Origin of the sequence: Sneathiella sp. (assembly GCF_002694385.1) — a bacterium.
GTDB lineage: Bacteria > Pseudomonadota > Alphaproteobacteria > Sneathiellales > Sneathiellaceae > Sneathiella.
The window spans coordinates 169218-185982 of sequence record NZ_NZMB01000012.1; the positions used below are offsets into that span (position 1 = coordinate 169218).

General features: G+C 54.7%; 19 protein-coding genes. 1 reads left to right on the top strand and 18 read right to left on the bottom strand.

Features of this window, described 5'->3' with window-relative positions; genetic code table 11:
* Positions 1–79: 79 nt before the first annotated feature.
* The 16 genes from CMN55_RS07550 to urtA form a co-directional block, all read right to left on the bottom strand.
* Entirely contained in the window at positions 80–1207 is a 1128-nt protein-coding gene (locus CMN55_RS07550) for a M14 family metallopeptidase (RefSeq protein ID WP_293949045.1), read from the bottom strand.
* 57 nt (positions 1208–1264) lie between these two features.
* Positions 1265–2236: a zinc transporter ZntB gene (locus tag CMN55_RS07555; protein ID WP_293949047.1), complete on the bottom strand. Its 972-nt coding sequence runs from the start codon at positions 2234–2236 to the stop codon at positions 1265–1267.
* Positions 2233–3180, bottom strand: coding sequence for a mechanosensitive ion channel family protein (locus CMN55_RS07560; protein ID WP_293949049.1), 948 nt, complete (start codon positions 3178–3180; stop codon positions 2233–2235). Before CMN55_RS07560 ends, CMN55_RS07555 begins: the two co-directional genes overlap by 4 nt.
* A gap of 114 nt (positions 3181–3294) precedes the next feature.
* Positions 3295–3690, bottom strand: a complete 396-nt coding sequence (locus tag CMN55_RS07565) for a type II toxin-antitoxin system MqsA family antitoxin (RefSeq protein ID WP_293949051.1) — start codon at positions 3688–3690, stop codon at positions 3295–3297.
* 86 nt (positions 3691–3776) lie between these two features.
* Complete coding sequence (gene ureG / locus CMN55_RS07570; RefSeq protein ID WP_293949053.1) at positions 3777–4418, bottom strand: urease accessory protein UreG; 642 nt, start codon at positions 4416–4418, stop codon at positions 3777–3779.
* Positions 4415–5122, bottom strand: a complete 708-nt coding sequence (locus CMN55_RS07575; RefSeq protein WP_293949055.1) for an urease accessory protein UreF — start codon at positions 5120–5122, stop codon at positions 4415–4417. The genes ureG and CMN55_RS07575 overlap by 4 nt, the downstream gene beginning before the upstream one ends.
* On the bottom strand, positions 5091–5618 hold the full coding sequence (gene ureE / locus CMN55_RS07580) for an urease accessory protein UreE (protein WP_293949057.1): 528 nt from the start codon (positions 5616–5618) through the stop codon (positions 5091–5093). The genes CMN55_RS07575 and ureE overlap by 32 nt, the downstream gene beginning before the upstream one ends.
* 7 nt (positions 5619–5625) lie before the next feature.
* Positions 5626–7338 (bottom strand): urease subunit alpha, encoded by a 1713-nt coding sequence (gene ureC / locus CMN55_RS07585; RefSeq protein WP_293949058.1) that lies wholly within the window; start codon positions 7336–7338, stop codon positions 5626–5628.
* Between the two features lies 1 nt (position 7339).
* Entirely contained in the window at positions 7340–7657 is a 318-nt protein-coding gene (locus tag CMN55_RS07590) for an urease subunit beta (RefSeq protein ID WP_293949059.1), read from the bottom strand.
* Between the two features lie 10 nt (positions 7658–7667).
* A complete protein-coding gene (locus CMN55_RS07595) occupies positions 7668–7970 on the bottom strand; it encodes an urease subunit gamma (protein WP_293949639.1) in 303 nt (100 codons plus the stop codon).
* A 12-nt stretch (positions 7971–7982) separates the two neighbouring features.
* Positions 7983–8885 carry an urease accessory protein UreD gene (locus CMN55_RS07600; protein WP_293949060.1) on the bottom strand — a complete coding sequence of 301 codons (903 nt, stop codon included), beginning with the start codon at positions 8883–8885 and terminating at the stop codon, positions 7983–7985.
* Positions 8857–9552: an urea ABC transporter ATP-binding subunit UrtE gene (gene urtE, locus CMN55_RS07605; RefSeq protein ID WP_293949062.1), complete on the bottom strand. Its 696-nt coding sequence runs from the start codon at positions 9550–9552 to the stop codon at positions 8857–8859. Before urtE ends, CMN55_RS07600 begins: the two co-directional genes overlap by 29 nt.
* Positions 9553–9554: 2 nt before the next feature.
* Positions 9555–10316, bottom strand: coding sequence for an urea ABC transporter ATP-binding protein UrtD (gene urtD / locus CMN55_RS07610; RefSeq protein ID WP_459253652.1), 762 nt, complete (start codon positions 10314–10316; stop codon positions 9555–9557).
* An 11-nt stretch (positions 10317–10327) separates the two neighbouring features.
* Positions 10328–11458, bottom strand: coding sequence for an urea ABC transporter permease subunit UrtC (gene urtC / locus CMN55_RS07615; protein ID WP_366932008.1), 1131 nt, complete (start codon positions 11456–11458; stop codon positions 10328–10330).
* Between the two features lie 51 nt (positions 11459–11509).
* Positions 11510–13147 (bottom strand): urea ABC transporter permease subunit UrtB, encoded by a 1638-nt coding sequence (urtB, locus tag CMN55_RS07620; protein WP_293949068.1) that lies wholly within the window; start codon positions 13145–13147, stop codon positions 11510–11512.
* 78 nt (positions 13148–13225) lie between these two features.
* On the bottom strand, positions 13226–14467 hold the full coding sequence (gene urtA / locus CMN55_RS07625; RefSeq protein WP_293949070.1) for an urea ABC transporter substrate-binding protein: 1242 nt from the start codon (positions 14465–14467) through the stop codon (positions 13226–13228).
* 612 nt (positions 14468–15079) lie between these two features.
* On the opposite strand from urtA, the gene CMN55_RS07630 reads away from it, so the two are divergent.
* Positions 15080–15832, top strand: a complete 753-nt coding sequence (locus CMN55_RS07630) for a hypothetical protein (RefSeq protein WP_293949072.1) — start codon at positions 15080–15082, stop codon at positions 15830–15832.
* Between the two features lie 30 nt (positions 15833–15862).
* Here the strand turns inward: CMN55_RS07630 and arfB are convergent, their stop codons facing one another.
* Positions 15863–16282, bottom strand: coding sequence for an alternative ribosome rescue aminoacyl-tRNA hydrolase ArfB (arfB, locus tag CMN55_RS07635; RefSeq protein ID WP_293949074.1), 420 nt, complete (start codon positions 16280–16282; stop codon positions 15863–15865).
* 70 nt (positions 16283–16352) lie between these two features.
* On the bottom strand, positions 16353–16586 hold the full coding sequence (locus tag CMN55_RS07640) for a YdcH family protein (protein ID WP_293949076.1): 234 nt from the start codon (positions 16584–16586) through the stop codon (positions 16353–16355).
* Positions 16587–16765: the final 179 nt, after the last annotated feature.

The following is a 16765-nucleotide window of genomic DNA, read 5'->3' on the forward strand; positions in this document are numbered from 1 at the left end:
TTATGCGCATAATAGATGGCTCCTGATCGCAAAAAAATTCAACAGAATATTTTTAACCGATACTTTTTTATTGTCGCCATTACAGACGGTCAAACAGGGCATGAACGGCATCCAGAACCGATGCGCCGAGTTTTTTCGATCGCTCCGGCGACCAGCCATATTCCGGATCCGGATGATTGTCCGCGTCCTTGAACGGCATTTCCAGCGTCATGGCAAGACAGCCAAAATATTCGCTCACATGATTGACGCAGATCGCCATATTTGCCTTGCCCTTGCGGGCGATCGGGTAACCATGCTGTGTCTGGAAATCGGGGTTGATCTGTTGCCAGCTCCGTTTGAAATCAGTCAGTAGCCGATCTCTCTTTGGCGTCCAGTCCGGAATTCCCTGCGCCCCGGCGATAAAATTATAGGGCAATCCTTCATCCCCATGCACGTCAAGACAGAGATCAACGCCTGTCTCCCGCATTTTCTCGCGCACATGATAGACTTCCGGGCTGCGTTCCGGGTCCGGGTCCTGCCATTCCCGGTTCAGGTTGGCCCCCGCCGCATTGGTTCTGAGATTGCCAAGACGGCTGCCATCGGGGTTCATATTCGGCACCACATGAAAGCAGGCTTTTTCCAGCAGCAGGCGCGAAACGGCATCGGCCGGATCAAGCAGTCGACCCAGAAATCCCTCCATCCACCATTCGGCCATCGTCTCGCCCGGATGCTGGCGGGCAATGAACCACAGGTTTTTCTTGCCCACACTCGCCTCACCGATTGTCAGCAGGTCGAGATCCTGCCCTTCCACCGTCGTCCCCAGCACAGTTAGCCGAACACAGGGCGATTGCAGCTCGCGCGCAATCAGATCCTGGTGCTGTTCCATCGTATAGGGGGCAAAATAGGCGTAATAAACCGCATCCCGCGTCGGCCGGTGGCGGAGAACAAGCTCCCCGTCCCGATATTCCGTCTCGATACGGAACCAGTTTTTCCGGTCATAGGACGCCACAGCGCGATATCCCTCCCATCCGCGCGTGTAAGACGCGTCGCCCGCGTTAGTGATCCGCAGGACACATTCAGTCTCCCGCGCTCCGCTCAGGCGGAAATAGAACCACTGGAAAAAATCCGCTTTTGTGTCGGCGCGAATACGCAGACGGATATCTGTTGGCGCGGCGCTGTCATCGCATAGGATATTTCCACCATCGAATGCGGCGCTGATCCGGATCATACTGTTATTACCTTCCCTTGATTTCAGAGAGGCTCCTTCATCGGAGACGGATATCGTTCAGAACCATTTCAACTTTCTGAAGATGAGGATCTGCAAAATAACAAGCACAGTTAGTATTCCGCAGAATATGGCGAAGGCATAGGGGTACTGATCCCCTGGTATGCCCCCGACGTTAATGCCAAGCAAGCCTGTCAGGAACCCCAGAGGAAGGAATATGGCAGCAATAACCGAGAGGATGTAGAGGTTTCGGTTCAGCTTGTCCGCGATGATGTTGGCAAGTTCATCCTTGATGATCTGCGCCCGCTCCCGAATGGCATCAAGATCTTCGACATATCGCATGAGATGGTCATAATTCTCCTGCAAATGTCGGCGATGCGGCCCTTCCAGCCAGGAGAATTCGGCAAGCCGGAGCTGACCTATGGCATCCTTTTGCGGCGCCATATATCGCCGCAGCATGATGGCTTCCTTGCGGATACCGATGATCCGCTCACGCAGAGAGGTATCCGGATCTTCAAGAATTCTTTCTTCCACATCGTCCGTTTCCTCATCCAGCTCTGTCAGGACCAGAGCCATCCGGTCCGACAGACGAGCCAGCAGCATATTAATAAATTCGCCCGCATCCCGTGGGCCCTTGTTCATGCGGATTCTATCCTCGACGTCATAGACGGCTTTCAGATTACGGCGCTGTACGCTGATGATGCGGGCCTTGTCAATCCAGAGGCGAATAGAGACCATATCTTCCGGATCGGCGTCTTCATTCAGATTCACCCCGCGCAGGATCAGCAACGCCCCATCGCCTATTTCCGCGACGCGGGGACGGGTTTCCTCGGCAATCAGGGCATCGACAACAAAGGGATCGAGATAGGAAATTTCCTTGTCCAGCCAGGGCTTGGTATCGGGATGATTGCCATCAAGATGGACCCAGGCAAGATTGTCGTTTTTCAACTCGCGCGCAATAACCTTGTCACTGACGGACTTGCCGCCGCCCGCACCATCAAAATCATAGGCCAGCAGGATGGGGCTGCTCATTTCAATGCCTCCGGATTGCGGATCGTGATGTCCCGCTGCGGGAAAGGAATCTCGATATTATACTCTTTGAATTTCCGCCAGATGGAAAAGAGGACATCGCTGCGGGGCTCCGCACGGCCGTCCAGTACATTTTCGATCCAGAAATACAGCGTAAAATTTATGGAGCTGTCGGCAAAGTCGATGAGAAAACAACATGCCGCAGGTTCCTTCAAGCAGCGGGGGTTCTCATTCGCCGCCTCAAGGATCAACCGTTGAGCCAGCGCCAGATCGGTCCCATAGGCAACGCCAACATTGATATCTATACGCGACCGGTTGTTGGTGAAAGTCCAGTTAGTCACCCGGTTTGTGATAAAATCCTCATTCGGGATCATGACCTCATATCCCTGATATGTTTCGATCCGGGTAAAGCGCGCCCCGATTTCCCTTACAAATCCGGTCGTACCGTCATTCAGCTCGATAAGATCGTCTTCTTCAACCGATTTCTCGAACAGAAGGATAATGCCGCTGATAAAATTAGAGGCAATTTTCTGCAACCCGAAGCCGATGCCAATACCGACCGCCCCGCTGAACACCGTCAGCGCCGTCAGATTAATACCGAGGACGCCCAGGATGGACAGAAAGGCCATAAAATAGAGAATAATCTGGATCGCCTTGATAATCAGCGATTTATTGCTCGCCCTGATGGTCCGGATCGCCTTGATCCGGGTCTCCAGCATATCCGACACAAGCCCGATGAACCAGAAAATCAGAACGATCAGAAAAATCGCCTTAACCAGCAGATAGGCGGAAAAGCGGACATCCCCGACATGAAAGGCAAAGTCGTCGGAATCGAGAAATTCTTTCAACGGGCCGAGATGGCCAAAATAGCCCAGCACGATAAACCCGATCACCAAAGCGACAAAAAGCAGCTTCGCCACCCAGGCACGCGGTTTAATCAGGGACATCCAGAATTTAAGCATAACGGCCGCTGTACTCCCGCCAATTCACAGGGGAATAATACCGCCAATAGGCTGTTTGGCTATCGTTTTTTAAACCGGCGCACGGCCGTCTGCCGAAATTTAACGCTGCAATTCGACCATCAGTTCGGGATATTTCGCAACAAGCCGCAGCAGATTATTCATGGACTGAGAGATCGTGACCTTACCTGTTTCATATTTCTGAAAGGCGTTCGGACCACCGCCAAAAATCTGCCCGGCGCGCCGCTGCGACAGATTAAGATGAGTTCTCACTTCGCGAATTTTTTCCGGCGTCATGACACCGAGATATTCCGCTTTCAGCTCTGCCTTGACACGTTCGACATCGTCCCAGGCGCTTTCCTCAACCATCCCTTCGCCGCATTCGGCGTTGGTGCAATATAAGCCGGGAAGATCGACATAACTTTGTAAATGTTTGTAATTAATTGCATATGTGCGAATTTGACGTTCGACGTCGCCGCCGCATAATGGACAAGCCATACTCTTCCTCAACCAAAATAATTTACCGTTTAAAAATGAGTGCGGTTGGTATCAACAGACTATGGCACCATTATGGCGTCAAATTCTTAATTTTGTTTTTCACTCTCCATAGGCCGGAGACCGCCCTTGTCGATAATGAAATTCGCGACGGCCGCAACCCCGTTGCCCGCCTTGATATTGGTGAAAACAAACGGCCGCTCGCCCCGCATTTTTCGTGAATCCCTGTCCATCACATCAAGAGACGCTCCCACATGAGGCGCCAGATCAATCTTGTTGATCACGAGCAGGTCGGATCGTGTAATCCCCGGGCCGCCCTTGCGGGGAATCTTGTCGCCGGCCGACACGTCAATCACATAAATCGTGATATCGGCCAGTTCCGGACTGAAGGTCGCCGCCAGATTATCGCCGCCGGATTCAATCAGGATCAGTTCCAGCCCCTTGAATTTTTCAGAAATATCGGCAACGGCCGCCAGATTGATGGAGGCATCCTCGCGGATCGCCGTATGCGGACATCCCCCTGTTTCCACCCCGATGATCCGTTCCGGCGCCAAGGCGCCTGATCGGGTCAGAAATTCCGCATCCTCGCGGGTGTAGATATCATTGGTGATGACAGCAATATTGTAATGATCGCGCAGGAACTTGCACAGCGCATCGGTCAGCGCCGTCTTGCCTGATCCGACAGGCCCGCCGATGCCAACCCTCAATGCTCCGTTATATGCTGATGTCATGATCTGAATAACCTCGTATATTGTGTTTCATGCAGGGCCGAACACCAGTCAACCATCAGTGTCGCAGAGCCCAAACCCTCAACTGTTGAATTCTCCGCCTCATTTGTCAGACGGGCCACCTCTCCGGCCAGTGCCGCAATGGCCCGCTGCCCGTCCGTCTGGCCGAGAGGGACAAGCCGCACCGCCGCAGACACCAGATTGGAGACAAAGCCGTGGAGATAGGCGGCAATCGTCTGGCTGAGCGGGATATCATGGTCCGCCGCGGCAATCCCGACAGCTACAGGATGTATAACTGGCCCCGACCAATATGCTTTCAGCTTTTCAAGTGACCGGGCCTCTTCGCTGATATCCATCATGACACTGATGAACGCCCGGCCCTGTTGCGTCGTTTCAAGGGCAATTTCCTTTGTCGGGGCATTGGCATGCCCGATTTCGGCAATATCTTTCAGCGCGGCCATATCCATTTTCTTTGTCGCGCGATATGCCGCGGCAAGCAGGATCGCATCCGAGCGACCGCCGCCAAATTCCAGAATATCGGCAATCCACGGAACCAGATCGTCCCGCCGCGTGATCAGCCCCGCCTCCACCGCATATTCAATGCCATGGCTGTAGGTATAGGCGCCCACAGGGAATGAAGGCGACATCCAGGACAGCAGATGAAACAGCGCGTTATTATTCATGGTCATGCGAATGGCGATGCTCATGATCGTGTGTATGAGAGTGAGAGTGAGAATGGGAATGCTCGTGGCTGTGCCCTTCCGTCTCCCCATGGCCGTACGCGCCACCTTCGGGATTGAAGGGAGCCTGAAGCCGCGTGACCACCGCCCCCAGCACTGTCGCCATCTCTTCAATCACATGATCCTGACGTATCCGCAGGCGATCTCCCATCAACTGCGTTGGCAGATGGCGATTACCAAGATGCCACGCAACCCGCACCAGATGCCCGACATCCTGACAGGTGATGTCAACGACCGCCTCATCCTTCGCCCGAACCTGAATGCCGCGCCCATCTTCAAGAATGAGGATATCGCCGTCCCGCATGGTTTTCAGTTCCGGCAAATCCAGAAGAAACCTCTCCCCGCCATCCGTTTCCAGCTTCAGCCGACGACGGCGGCGATGGTCGAAATCAAGTGTGACCGTATCCACAACCTCACCGTCAAAATCGGCATCCGACGGGCTTATGTGTATTGCATGTTTCATAATCTTCTCAATACATAAAATAGCGTTGCGCCATAGGAAGGACAGTCGCCGGTTCGCATGTCAACAATTCCCCATCCGCATGCACCAGATAAGTTTCCGGATCAACGTCAATCTTTGGTGTCGCGCTATTATGAATCATGGATGCCTTGCCGATACCCGAGCGGGTATTTTTCACGGGCAGCAATTCCCGGTCGAGACCAAGAGCGCCTTTCAGGTCATATTGCAGGGACGCCTCGCTAACAAAGGTGACCGCATTTGCCGTCACGCTTTTGCCAAAGGCACCGAACATCGGCCGATAATGCACCGGCTGCGGGGTGGGGATGGACGCGTTGGGATCCCCCATGGGCGCCGCAACAATGGTGCCGCATTTCAGAACCAGATCCGGCTTGACCCCGAAGAAGGCCGGCGACCAGAGCACAAGATCAGCGAGTTTGCCCGCCTCGACCGAGCCGACATACCCCGCCACCCCTTGCGCAATGGCCGGGTTGATCGTGTATTTGGCAATGTAGCGCTTGACCCGGAAATTATCATTCTCACCGGTTTCCTGGGCAAGGCGACCCCGCTGCTTTTTCATCTTGTCGGCTGTCTGCCAGGTGCGGATAAGTACCTCACCCACCCGGCCCATCGCCTGGCTGTCCGAAGAAATGATCGAAAATGCGCCCATGTCATGCAGGATATCTTCGGCCGCAATCGTCTCCTTGCGGATGCGGCTTTCGGCAAAGGCCACATCTTCGGGAATATTCGGGTCCAGATGATGACAGACCATCAGCATATCGAGATGCTCATCAATCGTGTTGACGGTAAATGGGCGCGTCGGATTGGTGGAGGAGGGGATGACGTTCGGCTCCCCCGCCACCTTGATGATGTCAGGCGCATGGCCACCGCCCGCCCCTTCCGTGTGAAAGGCATGTATTGTCCGCTTGTCAAAAGCGCGTACTGTATCCTCGACAAAACCGGATTCATTCAGCGTATCCGTATGGATCAGCACTTGGATATCCATATCGTCGGCAACGGAAAGACAGCAGTCAATGGCCGCCGGTGTCGTGCCCCAGTCCTCATGGAGCTTGAGACCACAGGCACCAGCTTGAATCTGCTCTACCAATCCGTCGGGCAGGCTGGCATTTCCCTTGCCAAAAAAGCCGAGGTTCATCGGGAAGGCTTCCGCCGCCTGCATCATCCGGCCGAGATGAAAGGCCCCCGGCGTACAGGTCGTTGCATTCGTGCCGGTTGCCGGCCCCGTACCACCGCCCATCATAGTGGTGACGCCGCTGTAGAGCGCCTCTTCAATCTGTTGCGGGCAAATGAAATGGATATGGACATCCAGCGCCCCTGCCGTAAGGATCTTCCCTTCTCCCGCGATCACTTCGGTGGACGGGCCGATGATGATTGTCACATCGGGCTGAATGTCCGGATTACCCGCCTTGCCGATGGCCGCAATCCGCCCATCACGCAGGCCGACATCCGCCTTGATAATCCCCCAGTGATCAATAATCAGCGCATTGGTTATGACCGTATCGACAGCGCCCCCGGCCCGCGTGACCTGGGACTGGCCCATGCCGTCACGGATCACCTTTCCGCCGCCAAATTTTACTTCCTCGCCATAGGTCGTGAAATCCTTTTCGACCTCGATAAACAGCTCCGTATCGGCAAGGCGCACCTTGTCGCCAACGGTCGGCCCGAACATGCCCGCATAGGCGCCGCGTGAAAAGGTTACCGCCATCTTATTCCCCCTTGTCCAACGGGCCCATCACGGCCTGATTAAACCCATAGATTGTCCGCGAGCCGGACAGCGCGACCAGTTTCACATCCCGTGTTTGCCCCGGTTCAAAACGAATGGCCGTTCCAGATGGAATGTCGAGGCGAAATCCCCGTGCTGCCGAACGGTCGAAGTCAAGCGCATTGTTGACTTCGGCGAAATGAAAATGGCTGCCGACCTGTATCGGCCGATCGCCCGTATTGGCAACTGTCAGTGTCATGGACTGACGTCCGGCGTTGAGTTCAATGTCACCCTTGGCGGGAATAATCTCTCCTGGCTTCATGCTGCGCATCCTATCGAATGGGGGCGTGGACGGTCACCAGTTTGGTGCCATCGGGAAAAGTGGCTTCGACCTGTACGTCATGGATCATGTCGGCAATCCCGTCCATCACCTGATCGCGGGTCACCACAGTGCCCCCCTCACTCATCAAGGTGGCAACTGATTTGCCATCCCGCGCGCCCTCGACCACAAAGTCGGTAATCAAGGCAATGGCTTCTGGATAATTCAGCCTGACCCCACGCGCCAGCCTCTCGCGCGCGACCATTGCCGCCAGCGAAACCATCAATTTATCCTTTTCCCTTGGTGTCAATTGCATCATCCACCCCTGTCACATGTTTTCCCATACTTTCGGCAGCATTGCCGGATGTCCGGGCAAGGCCCGCCGCAGTTCAATGAGTATTCCGACCAGCGCCTTTCGCAAATCATATCCATTAGTGGCGATCAGGCGCATAATAAGCAGGCACCCACGGCATGTCACCGCCGCCCGGACACCACAGTTGCGGGCTGCCGCCCGTGCCGTTTCCAGATACAGCTCCGCCATATCATCGACGAGAAGCACTGTCGCCATCCCCCTCGCCCCATCGAGCAGGGCCGGATGCCGCGTCTTCGCCTGGATGTCACCCTCCAGCATGAAATTATCATACCAGATCAATGCACCGTCATGATGGATACGCCAGCCATCCCGGATGCTGGCCGAACAGATCGTCTCCCCATGCGCCGTCCGTCCGAAGAGGGTTGCTTCCAGCGCCAGAAAGCGGCTGCCTTTTTCCAGATAGACAGTATTGATCCGTTTAAAGCGGCTTTGATCGAACAGGATGGTCTCCTGCGGCAGCCATTCCAGCGTCGCGCCGTCGGCAACCGTCATCTCCGCCTCGATGATCGCCGTGGTGCCAATGGAACGATATATTCGCTCCGCCGCCTGGCCGGAAACGGTCAACCGTGCCCCCGCCTCCAGCGAAATATCAAACGCCATATGATCGCCGCCTGTCAAACCCCCTGCCGTGTTGATCAGGACGGCTTCGGGATAATCCGGATTTTCGACGGCCGGGAAGCGGACCCGTCCGCAGCCACGCTGATAAAGATGAGCAAGCGAAGAAACCGAATTGCGTTCCCTGAACCTCACCTCTACCCGGCCTTCCGATCGGGCCAGCGCAGCAGGGGCGGCTAATATCGACGCGCCCGGCCTGTCGGACGGATCTGTATCAGACCGTAAGGTATTTTCGAACGTCACTTTCCAGCATATCCCTCTTCGCGCCCGCCAGCATGACTTCACCGCGATCCATGACGGCAAAGCTGTCGGCCAGGTCACGGGCGAACTCGAAATATTGTTCCACCAGCAGAATAGCCATATCTCCACGATCGCGCAGCAATTCTATGACCTTGCCGATATCTTTAATGATCGAGGGCTGAATTCCTTCCGTCGGTTCATCGAGAACAAGCAGCTTCGGACGCATGACCAGCGCCCGGCCGATGGCCAGCTGCTGTTGCTGCCCACCGGACAGGTCGCCCCCCCTCCGTTTCAGCATGTCTTTGAGGATCGGAAACAAATCGAATATTTCCGACGGAATGAATCTTTCCGCGCGGGGAAGAGCGGAAAACCCGGTTTTGAGATTCTCATGAACCGTGAGCAGCGGAAAGATTTCCCTCCCCTGCGGGATAACGGCAATGCCTTCCCGCGCCCGCTGATGGGAAGTCATACTGGTGATATCCTTGCCATCCCAAATGATTTTACCGCCCGTGACCGGATGCTGACCGACAATGGCGCGGAGTGTGCTGGTCTTGCCAACACCATTGCGACCGAGCAGCGACGTGACCTCTCCGCGCTTGACGGTGAGGGACACATGACGCAGAGCCTGGCTGGCCCCGTAATGCAGATCAATATTTTCAACTTCCAGCATTCTTAACGCCCCAGATAAACTTCGATAACCCGTGAGTTGTTCTGCACGGCTTCAAGGCTGCCTTCGGCAAGAACCGACCCTTCGTGCAGCACCGTCACCCGCGAGTTGAGGGCGCGGACGAACTCCATGTCATGCTCAACCACGACAACCGAATGATTCGCTGAAATCTCGCGCAGCAGGATGGCCGTCTGCTCCGTTTCCGCATCGGTCATCCCCGCAACCGGTTCATCGACCAGCAGCAAATCAGGGTCCTGCATCAGCAGCATACCGATTTCCAGCCACTGCTTCTGGCCATGGGACAGGCTGCCCGCCAGATTATTAACCTTGTCCGTGAGACGGATAATCTTGAGAACCTCCATAATTCGCGCGACCTCCGCATCGGTGAGCGCCGCGAACAGGGTGCGCCTCACACCCTTGTCGCCTTTCAAAGAAAGTTCAAGATTGTGAAAGACCGTCTGGCTTTCAAAAACCGTCGGCTTCTGGAATTTCCGGCCAATGCCGAGATTGGCGATAAACGCCTCGTCATGTTTTGTGAGATCAATATCGCCTTTGAAAAAGACCTCCCCCGTATCCGGCTTGGTTTTGCCTGTGATCACATCCATCATCGTTGTCTTGCCTGCGCCATTGGGCCCGATAATGGCCCGCATTTCGCCGGGCTCGATGACAAAGCTGAGGTTGTTGAGGGCCTTGAAGCCATCAAAGCTGACGCTGACGCCATCGAGATACAGGATTGAGCTGACTTCCTGAATTTTACGCTCATTCATTTGTGCTGCCATCATTCTTCTCTTACCGATGCGGGCGATCCGATATCCATTTTGCTCTGTCGCACCGCCCTGAATTTATCCATCCATATTCCGGCAGTTCCAACGATGCCCTTCGGCAGGAACAGCGTCGTGAAAACGAATAATCCGCCCAGCATATAGAGCCAGGCCTCGGGAAAGGTGCCGGTAAAATAGCTCTTGCCCCAATTGACAATGAAGGCGCCCAGAACCGCCCCCCATAATGTGCCGCGGCCGCCGACGGCCACCCAGATCACCACCTCGATGGAATTGGCGGGGGAGAATTCGGAGGGGTTGATAATCCCCACCTGCGGCACATAGAGCGCCCCGGCGATCCCGGCGAGAACGGCCGAGACCACAAAAACAAACAGCTTGTAATATTCCACCCGGTAGCCGGAAAAACGCGTCCGGCTCTCCGCATCTCGAATGGCGATCAGGACACGGCCGAGCCGGGACTGCGTAATGAAGCAACAGACAAGATAGCCGAAAGCCAGCGCAACGATCGACGCCACGAACAGGCCAAGCCGCGTACTCGTTGCCTGTAAATCAAAACCCAGCAGGTCCTTGAAGTCCGTCAGGCCGTTATTACCGCCAAACCCCATATCGTTGCGGAAAAAGGCGAGCAGCAGCGCATAGGTCATCGCCTGCGTGATGATGGAGAGGTACACCCCCGTCACCCGCGATCGGAACGCGAACCATCCAAACACAAAAGCCAGCAACCCCGGTACGACAATGACCATCAGCATGGCAAAGGGGAACATGTCAAATCCGTGCCAGTACCAGGGAAGCTCCGTCCAGTTGAGGAACACCATGAAATCGGGCAGGAGCGGATTGCCATAGACCCCTCTGTCGCCAATCTGGCGCATCAGATACATGCCCATGGCATATCCGCCGAGCGCGAAGAAGGCGCCGTGACCAAGGCTGAGAATACCCGCATAGCCCCAGATGAGATCGACGCTGAGCGCCAGCAGCGCATAGCACAGATACTTACCCAGCAGGCTGACCATATACGTCGGCACATGAAAGGGCGAGTCCGGGGGAAGGAAGGTATTGCTCAAGGGAACGAAGAGGGCGGCAACAAGAAGAATCCCCAAAAACGTCTTGCCGCCGCCCGGAAGGCCCGTCATGAGGGAAACAAACGGGCCTTGTTGTGATCTGCCTATTACATCCGCCATGGCTCAGTTCTCCACAGCGCGGCCTTTGAGGGCGAACAGGCCCCGCGGACGCTTTTGAATAAACAGAATGATAAAGATAAGGATGCATATCTTGGCCAGCACCGCCCCCGTATAGGGTTCGAGAAACTTGTTGGTGATCCCGAGGCTGAGCGCACCGACGAGCGTGCCCCACAGGTTCCCCACGCCGCCAAAGACCACGACCATGAAACTGTCGACGATATAGGATTGGCCAAGGTTGGGGCTCACATTGTCGATCTGGCTGAGGGCCACGCCTGCCATGCCGGCAACACCGGAGCCAAGCCCGAAGGTCATGGCATCGACCCAGCCAGTGCGGATCCCCATCGAGGAGGCCATTTTCCGGTTCTGCGTCACAGCCCGCATCTCCAGTCCAAAAGCCGTCTTGCGCAGGACCAGCATCAGCATCAGCAAAACGGCCGCCGCGAACAGGATAATGGCAATGCGATTGTAGGTAAGGGCCAGGCCGCCCGTGATTTCCCAAGCCCCGCTTAACCAGTCAGGAGACGAGACCTCCTTGTTGGTCGGGCCAAAAACTGTCCGTACGAACTGTTGCAGGATCAGGCTTATGCCCCAGGTGGCGAGCAGGGTTTCAAGCGGCCGCCCATAAAGAAAACGGATCACGCTGCGTTCAATCGCCATCCCGGCAAGACCGGCAACGATGAAGGCAAGCGGCACCGCCGCAATCAGCGAGTAAGTCAACATGTCCGGTGCGAAATTGCGGCACAGCTCCTGCACCATATATGTGGTATAGGCACCAATCATGACCATTTCGCCATGCGCCATGTTAATCACACCCATAACACCGAAAGTGATGGCAAGCCCGATCGCCGCGAGCAGCAGGACCGAGCCGAGAGAGATACCCTGGAAAACATTTTCGACAAGGCCCAGCATGGCGAGACGTTCTTCCACCTTGTCGAGAGCCTGACGTACTTTGGCAGCAAGCGCCTGATTTTCGGAGGACGGGTTTTCAGCTGCCGCCAGCCTGTTCAACTCGGCACTGAGCATGGATCTGACTTCGGGATCGGGCTGCTCGCCAAGAATGACGAGAGCGTCGGCCTGAACATCCGGCGTTTCCCCATGGGCAAAGTTGAGAGCCGCGAGCGCCCGGCGCATGACGGCCGCCACTTTCTCGTCCGTTTCCATCGCAAGCGCCTCCGTGAGCGGCGCGACCATCTCGGCCGGCCTGCTTTTGAAGATCGCATTGGCGGCATTTATGCGGAGCGCGGGATCCTCATTCAAAAGCGTCAACCGCCCCAGCAGATCCTTGATCAAACCGCGCATCCGGTTATTAATTCGAATTTTTGATATTTCGGTGCGTTCAATCGGGCCAATCTCCTCGCCCGTTACCGCATCACTTGCTATTTGCCGGTCTCCATCTTTGACTAGGAAAACCAGCCGGTCATCTGCTTCGAGAGCATAAAGATCGCCACTCAAGAGTATTTCGAGCAGGCGCACCGACCTTTTATCGCCAGAGGCGGCAATCGCTTCCGTCGCCTGAATTTTATCACTGTAGCTTTTTGACAGCAGACCCTTTGCGGCATCCGCCAGATCCGCCTGCGCGGTTGCCTGACCTGCCAAAAGACAGAAAAAGGCCGCAATGATGGTTTTGAGTATAATCCGCATGGGGGTACCGGATGCTTGTATAGGTGAAAGGTGAAGGAGGGCGGTCAGGAACCGCCTCTCCCGCTTATTCGCTCTCGATCAGTACATCGGTTTTTCGCAGCCGCCGCAGACATAGGGATAGGTCCAGTCGGCAATCAGCTTCGCGCTTTCGGGGATGTAATCGCTCCAGGCGTCGCCCACGACAACATCGTCCGTCCGCCAGACCGTTTCGATCTGGCCGTTATCCTGAATTTCACCAATCAGAACCGGCTTCGACAGGTGATGGTTGGTATTCATGACAGCCGTGCCGCCGGTCAGGTTCTTGACCTTCTGGCCATACATGGCCTGACGCACCGCATCCACATCGGTAGTGCCTGCCTGCTTGACAGCCTGCGTCCACATCTTGAAACCAAGATAGGTGGCTTCCATCGGATCGTTGGTAACCCGCTTGTCATCGCCGATGAAGGCTTTCCATTGCTTGATGAAGGCGTCGTTTTCTTCGCTTTCAATGCTCATGAAGTAGTTCCAGGCGGCAAGATGACCAACGAGGGGGGTGGTATCAAGACCGGCCAGCTCTTCTTCACCAACGGAGAAGGCAACAACCGGTATGTCGGCGGCATCGATGCCCTGGTTCCCGAGTTCCTTGTAGAAAGGCACGTTGGCGTCACCGTTGATGGTGGAAACCACGGCGGTTTTCTTGCCTTCAGAGCCGAACTTCTTGATATCGGAAACAATCGTCTGCCAATCGGAATGTCCGAAGGGCGTATAGCTGATCATGATATCCTCTTCGGCAACACCCTTAGATTTCAGGAAGGCTTCCAGGATCTTGTTCGTAGTGCGCGGATAGACATAATCGGTACCGGCGAGCACCCATCGCTCAACGCTGCCGCCCTCTTCACTCATCAGATACTCAACCGCCGGGATTGCCTGCTGGTTCGGCGCGGCGCCCGTGTAGAACACATTGCGGGAGCTTTCCTCGCCTTCATACTGCACCGGATAGAAGAGCAGACTGTTCAACTCCTCAAAAACCGGCAGAACGGATTTACGCGATACGGATGTCCAGCATCCGAAAACCACGTCAACATCACTAACTTCGATGAGTTCACGCGCCTTTTCCGCAAACAGCGGCCAGTTGGACGCCGGATCAACGACAACCGCCTCTACCTTCTTGCCCAACAGCCCGCCATTCTTGTTCAGATCGTCAACCATCATGAGGACGGCGTCCTTCAACGTGGTTTCCGAAATTGCCATCGTGCCGGTCAGGGAATGCAAGACCCCGACCTTGATCACGTCATCGGCCGCCTGAGCCGTGCCCAGACCGAGAGCGCTTGTTGCCAACATGGCAGCGCCCGTAAACACACCTGCGACTTTGCGTAGTCCTAACATTTGATGTTGCCTCCATAAGCCCATTGTTATTTTGCAGTGCATCAACAAGAGCAAAGGCCATGCCAGAAGTCGGTGTCCACGCGACGATCTATTTTAAGGCTATGATTTAAATGATTTTTTCAGAGCCAAGATAAAATTCTGCGAAATTTTTGGAGGTTGTCAGCACTCTGAAATGCCTTATTTTTAATCATTTATCCGCAAACTCCATCAAATGCAGTATATTTTGTCTATTTTATGTGCATTTTCGGTTTTCTTCTCCCTGCTCAACGACACGCCAATGCTTCACGTGAAACATTTGTGGCGCTTTATCGGGCATCTAAGGGGCAAACAAGGGCCGTAATCGGGGAATCCTTCGCCCGGTCAGATCCGTCGCAATGAAACACCGGGGAGAAAGAAAGAGCATATCTTGCGTGACAATAAAACCTCTGCGTGATAGAGAAAATGCCCCGCCGTCATTCATTAAACAATTTGCAATATATCCCGGTTTAAGTTGAATTACAGATTTTACGCGATTGGCAGCACGCCCTGGAAGGAGCCGGGCCGCCTGCGACATATCGAAAGTACAAAATGAACATTCGTATTGATGCAAAAGTAACCACGGCTTTTCTCTTCGGCATTCTCGCTTTATTGGTTTTCGGCCATTTCTTCTCAGTTATTATGGCTTTCCGCTTCGGCTATCATAATGATGTCATCTTCGATTATATAAATCTGGATGATGAAGAGAATCTGTCGACCTTTTTCTCGGCGTCCATGCTGCTCTTCTCCTCAATTCTGCTGTTCGTTATTTTTGCCTTTCACCGGCAGGACAAAAATGGAGAGTATAAATACTGGCTGGCTCTCGCGTTGCTGTTTCTGTTTCTCGCCATAGATGAAAGCTCAAAGGTGCATGAGAAGGTGATCGATGTCTATTGGGCGCTTTTCGGGCAGCATGAGAATTCAAAGGCGGATAATTACATCTGGGTGATTGCCTATGGCGGCTTCGCCCTCGTTATCGCCGCCGTCTATTTGCGCTTCGTTCTTTCCCAGCCAAGAAAAACCTGTCTCCTGATTTTTATCGCCGCTGCGCTTTATGTCGGCGGCGCTTTGGGAATGGAGGTTCTCGGCGCGCTTTATGTGGATCAATCATATTTCCGGGAAAGTGCCACATATGATTTTTCCCGGTTCAACGGCAAATATTTTCTGATTTCCGGCACCGAAGAATCCATGGAAATGCTCGGGGTCCTGACCTTTATTTATACGCTGCTTGCCTATATTGAAACGAAATGGCGGGGATTATACATCATCAACCGCCCGTCCAGTGGGAAAGCATCCCCAAGCTGAAGACCATTCCAGCGATGATCCGCCCGTCAGTCAGTCAAGCGCCACCTTGCCGCGGGCTTTCTTGATCACACCGCGCCGCTGTTTTGTCTGCAAGCGCCGGAGTTTAGATGAATATGTCGGCTTGGTCGGCCTGCGGAATTTGGGGGCGATGGCCGCCTGCCGGATCAGCAGGACAAGCCGTTCCAGTGCGGCCTTGCGATTGCGATCCTGAGAGCGGAACTCGTCCGCCGTCAGGACAAGCACGCCCTCCTTTGTCATGCGTTGCCCGGCCAGCTTCTTCAGCCGGGCAAATATCGCGGGGGTCAGATTGGGACTCCGCCCGGCATCGAAACGGAGTTGCACGGCCGTTTCAACCTTGTTGACATTCTGCCCGCCCGGACCGGACGCACGGATAAAGCTTTCCGTGATTTCGCTGTCATCCAGGGTAATATGTCCGTTGATCCTGATCATGCGTTCCGGTTAACCGAAAGAAAGGGCGAAAGCAAGCCCCAAGCCGTCCATTACTGCGCAGCCCCACCTGTTAGTCGAGATAGCTGCTGATCTCATCCTTCAAGGCGAGCCGTTGACGGCGGAGCTGCTTTTCATATCCCTCATCGGCGGGGTCAACCTTGGTTTCGATGCGGTGAATCTCGCGATTTACCGAATGATACTCCTCCGTCAGCTTTGCAAAATGCGCATCAGATTGCGTCAAGGAACTAATCCGATCTTTCGCGTCGGGAAATTCCTCGGCTAGTTCATGGGGGACATGTGACATGGCAATATCCTCATTGATCCATAACATTCGTCTATTTTTTACACCTATGCATATTCAAGCCGGAAACAAGCGGCGCAGCATTGATTAAACGCAAATCCCGGACAGAGAGGCTTACGATCCCGGCTCTTTCATTATAAGATGATCCTTCCCCGATATGGACAGACATCACAGAAGGAAGG